4 protein-coding genes and 1 pseudogene are annotated in these 3914 nt (G+C 63.5%); all 5 read left to right on the top strand.

Features of this window, described 5'->3' with window-relative positions:
- Window positions 1–358: hypothetical protein (locus tag ACT6S0_RS27250; protein ID WP_444766855.1), on the top strand; the 358-nt coding region annotated here is incomplete at its 5' end.
- Between the two features lie 147 nt (window positions 359–505).
- Entirely contained in the window at window positions 506–925 is a 420-nt protein-coding gene (locus ACT6S0_RS27245; RefSeq protein ID WP_444729027.1) for an HU family DNA-binding protein, read from the top strand.
- A 214-nt stretch (window positions 926–1139) separates the two neighbouring features.
- A complete protein-coding gene (locus ACT6S0_RS27240; protein WP_444729028.1) occupies window positions 1140–2480 on the top strand; it encodes an ISL3 family transposase in 1341 nt (446 codons plus the stop codon).
- Window positions 2481–2547: 67 nt separating this feature from the next.
- A complete protein-coding gene (locus ACT6S0_RS27235; RefSeq protein ID WP_444729029.1) occupies window positions 2548–3549 on the top strand; it encodes an AraC family transcriptional regulator ligand-binding domain-containing protein in 1002 nt (333 codons plus the stop codon).
- 111 nt (window positions 3550–3660) lie between these two features.
- A pseudogene (locus ACT6S0_RS27230) lies at window positions 3661–3914 on the top strand (hypothetical protein); the annotation flags it as partial.

Raw genomic sequence — 3914 nt, 5'->3', positions numbered from 1 at the left:
CCTGCTGTGGGGCCGTCGGCGGATCTCGGCCTGCGAACGCCTGCATCGGCTGCTGGCGCCGCAGGCGCTCACCGACACGCTGCAGGCCCGGCTGTCGCGCGCCTTGCAGCCGGTGCTTGGCATCGACCAGATCATCGCCGGCCACAGCTACGCGCCGGATCGAAGGCCGATGGCCTGCGGCAACCTGCTGTTCATCGACACCGGCGTGTTCGAGCACGATGGCCGGCTGACCTTGTTCGAACCGCTGCGCCAGCACTACTGGCAGGCGCGCTACGGCTTTGACGGCCGCCCGCAGCTGCTGCGCCACGAGGGCGAACCCGCGCCGCAAGCAGCGTGGCTGCATCAGTTGGTAGCCTGAGCACGCAACAGCTTGCGACAGACGTTGCAACTGCGCCGACATGCGTCAACAAGCTTCATTCAGCATTCTTGCAGCCAGTCCGTATACTCGCCGCTGCTGTGCATGATCACAGCGCCGTCCATCCCACTGAACACAAGCAGGAGAAACATGGCCAAAGCATCCCCGGCACCCAAGAAAGCAGCAGCGACGAAGGCAGCGGCCACCAAGGCAGCTCCGAAGCCGAAGGCAGCTGCTGCGGCGCCCGCCGCCGCCAAGCCGATCAAGGAAACCCTCAACAAGACCGGCCTCGTGGCCCATCTCGTCGAGAGCAGCGGCATCGACGCCAAGGGCGTCAAGAAGGTGCTGGAAGCGCTGGAAGGCGCGATCGCCGGCTCGGTCAGCAAGAAGGGTGCGGGCAGCTTCGTGCTCCCGGGCTTCCTGAAGATCACCGCCGTGAAGGTGCCGGCCAAGCCGAAGCGCAAGGGCATCAACCGCTTCACCGGCCAGGAGCAGACCTTCGCCGCCAAGCCGGCCTCGCTGAAGATCCGCGTGCGCCCGCTGAAGAAGCTGAAGGACGCGGTGGCCTGAAGCTTCAGGCACCGGCAGCACAAAAAAATCGGGCCTGGTGCCCGATTTTTTTTGGGTTTCCGAAATTCGTGGTTGGATTGATGCCTTCCGAACGAAGGGATATGTCACTTCAAATCTCGAACTATGTGGTTGCAATTCCGGGTGACTGTTTCTAGGCTGATGCTCGATCAACGAGGGGAGATCGGTCATTCGCGACGCACTCGACCTGGATGGCTTGCGGCTCATCGCGCTTCACGATCGGACAGAGGATCAGGCGCGGATCGCGGAAGTGGAGCCGACCTACAACCCGACCGCGTGCCCGTCATGCAAGGGCGGCCGGTTGTACAGGCATGGTGTCCGTGACCAGCATTACGTCGATGCGCCGCACTATGGTGAACCGGCAGTCCTGCTCATACGTCGTCGCCGCTGGCGCTGCCAGGACTGCTCGACGCTGTTCCCGGACCCGTTGCCGGCCATTGACGAGAAGCGCCGCGCAACGCAGCGCCTGATCCGCTACGTGCGGGGCCGAAGCCTCAAGTACACGTTCGCGGAGATCGGGCGTGAGGTGGGCCTGTCGGACCGAAGCATCCGATACATCTTCGATGACCTCGTCCGGGATCTGGAGACCCAGTTCGAGTTCGTGACACCCCGGTTCCTCGGGATCGACGAGGTCAAGCTCATCGGCAAGTATCGCTGCATCCTCACCAACGTCGAAGCCAATACCGTCTACGACATGCTCGCCACCCGTGAGATGGCGGGGCTGCGCGAATACTTCCGGACCTTCCGCAATCCGAACGCAGTGGAGGTAGTGACGGCCGACCTGTGGAACAACTACGCCGTAGTCGCCCGGGAATTCTTCCCCAAGGCCCTGTTCGTCGCGGACCGATTCCACGTCCAGCGCATGGCGACCAATGCCGTCGAGGCCGTGCGCAAGGCTGTGCGCCGGTCCTTGACCCAGAAGCGGCGCATCCAACTCAAGGACGACCGCTTCGTACTGCTTCGGCACGGCCATTCCCTTTCGCCGGACCAGATGACCAAGCTGAAGGCCTGGGGCGACCAGTTCCCGCTCCTTGGGGCCGCCTGGGAGGCCAAGGAACAGTTCTTCGCATGCTGGAGTACCCGGTCCCGCGGTGTGGCTGCGCGCGAGCTCGATGCCTGGGCTGCGAGCCTCACAGGCGATGTCCGCTCGTACTTCGCCGAACTGCTGACCGCCTGGAGCCGCCGCCGGGATGACATCCTCAACTACTTCGACTGTCCCGTGACCAACGCCTACACTGAGTCCATCAACCGCCTCGCCAAGAGCATCAATCGCATGGGACGCGGATACACCCTCGAAGTCGTCAGGGCAAAGATGCTCTACGACACCAATGCGCTTGAGAAAGGCACGATGACCCGGCGCGTCGCAGTGCCGGTACCGGACGACGACCGCGGCGGACTGGGCATGGGCAAGATGGGGTATGCCGCCCCCGCGAAAACGACAGGTCGCCAGCGAGTGCGCTACGTGACGGAGCTTGTGTGCATGGGCACCCACATTCCCACGCTGTGCGACAAGCTCGAATCTGGGGCATTCGAGTGACGCACTTTTCGCCGGCTGGTGCAGAGGGAGCCATGGACGGCCGCGTTGTATTACTGCCGACGTACCCATGATCCTGAAGCATTGTTCACCTTGGACAACGCCCTATTCGGCGGTGTATCCCCTCCTGTTCATGCAACTGCTGCCGGCGAGCGCCCAACAGGCTGGCTCGGTACTCCACGATACCAACCTGACCTGGGACGATCTCCGTCGCCGCGACGCAGTCGTGAACTTCCGCCAGTTTTTGGCGCTAGTCCACAATGCGATCGACACAAGCGAGACGCCGTCGCTCGCGCTGCAGGCCGGCGCCGTGACCACCATCGCCACACACGGTCAGGTCGGACTGGCGATGATGGCGGCCCCCGATCTGGAAAAAGCTCTCGCCGCGATGGTGCGCTTCATCGTCATCCGGGGCCCTTTCATCGAAGCTAATCTGACGAAAGAGGGCGACCGAACGTCGATCGACATCGATATTCCCTCCGGCACGCGCGACGACTATCCGCATGTCCTCGAGTTCGTCCTGCTTTGCATCCAGTCTGCCATCCATGCAGTGTCACCCGGCGCGCTGACGAGCGGCCGTCTCGAATTGGCATACCGTGCGCCCACCTACGCTGCAGAGTACAAGCGCTTCTTCCGCATGCCCGTCTCGTTTGGCCAACCGCGCAACCGGATTGTGCTCGCGACCGCGTCCTTGGCTCCGCCGATCGAGTCCGCAAGCGCTGCCGCTTTCGGGGCAGTAGTCCGCGAGTGCGAGCAACTGCTGCGCTCCTATGGCCAAAGCGCCATCGAGAGCCGGATCCGAGCAGCGCTCGCGCGGCACCCAGGCAAGATCCTCACGCTGGACCAGGTCGCCGCGCTGCTGGCTCTCTCCCCCCGCACGCTGCAGCGGCGCTGCGCTGACGAGAACGTCGCCTTCAAGCGCATTCAGGATGACTGGCATCGAGAACTGGTGAGCATTCACCTAGAAGAGGGTGTGTTGACCCTCGAGCAGATTGCCGCCCGCATCGGGTTCGCCGACGTCACCGGGCTCCGTCGCGCCGCCCTGCGCTGGCGTGGTTCTCCCGCAAACTGACGCGGTTTTCTCTGGCGAAGGGCCTGCGATCTACGCACGATTCTGCTTCCCAATCGTAGATGGAGCGGCACCGGGCCGCGACGCCGAATCATGAAGAATCCTCCGTCAGACTTGCGCAGCAACAGCCCGCTCACACAGCCTCCCGCCGACTACTTTCCGCCGGGAAGCAGACGATTCTTCGAGATCCGTACGGGACTCGACGCCGGCAAGGCGATGTTCTACTTCGATCATCGCATCGGCACCTCAGACCCCGAGGCCACCGTGGTGTTGGTCCATGGCAATCCGGAATCCTCGTATACCTACCGGCACGTGCGCGATGCGCTGCTCGCCAGCGGTCGCCCCATACGCTTGATCGCGATGGACCA

The sequence above is a fragment of the Roseateles sp. genome (assembly GCF_052436255.1).
Classification (GTDB): Bacteria; Pseudomonadota; Gammaproteobacteria; order Burkholderiales; family Burkholderiaceae_C; genus Pelomonas.
The sequence above is the reverse complement of the archived record's forward strand: the minus strand, read 5'-3'. Positions and strand labels throughout refer to the sequence as shown.

Excerpts from the sequence above, each read along its gene's own strand:
- ACT6S0_RS27245 (WP_444729027.1), top strand. The coding sequence starts at position 506 with ATGGCCAAAGCATCCCCGGCACCCAAGAAAGCAGCAGCGACGAAGGCA.
- ACT6S0_RS27235 (WP_444729029.1), top strand. The coding sequence starts at position 2,548 with ATGATCCTGAAGCATTGTTCACCTTGGACAACGCCCTATTCGGCGGTG.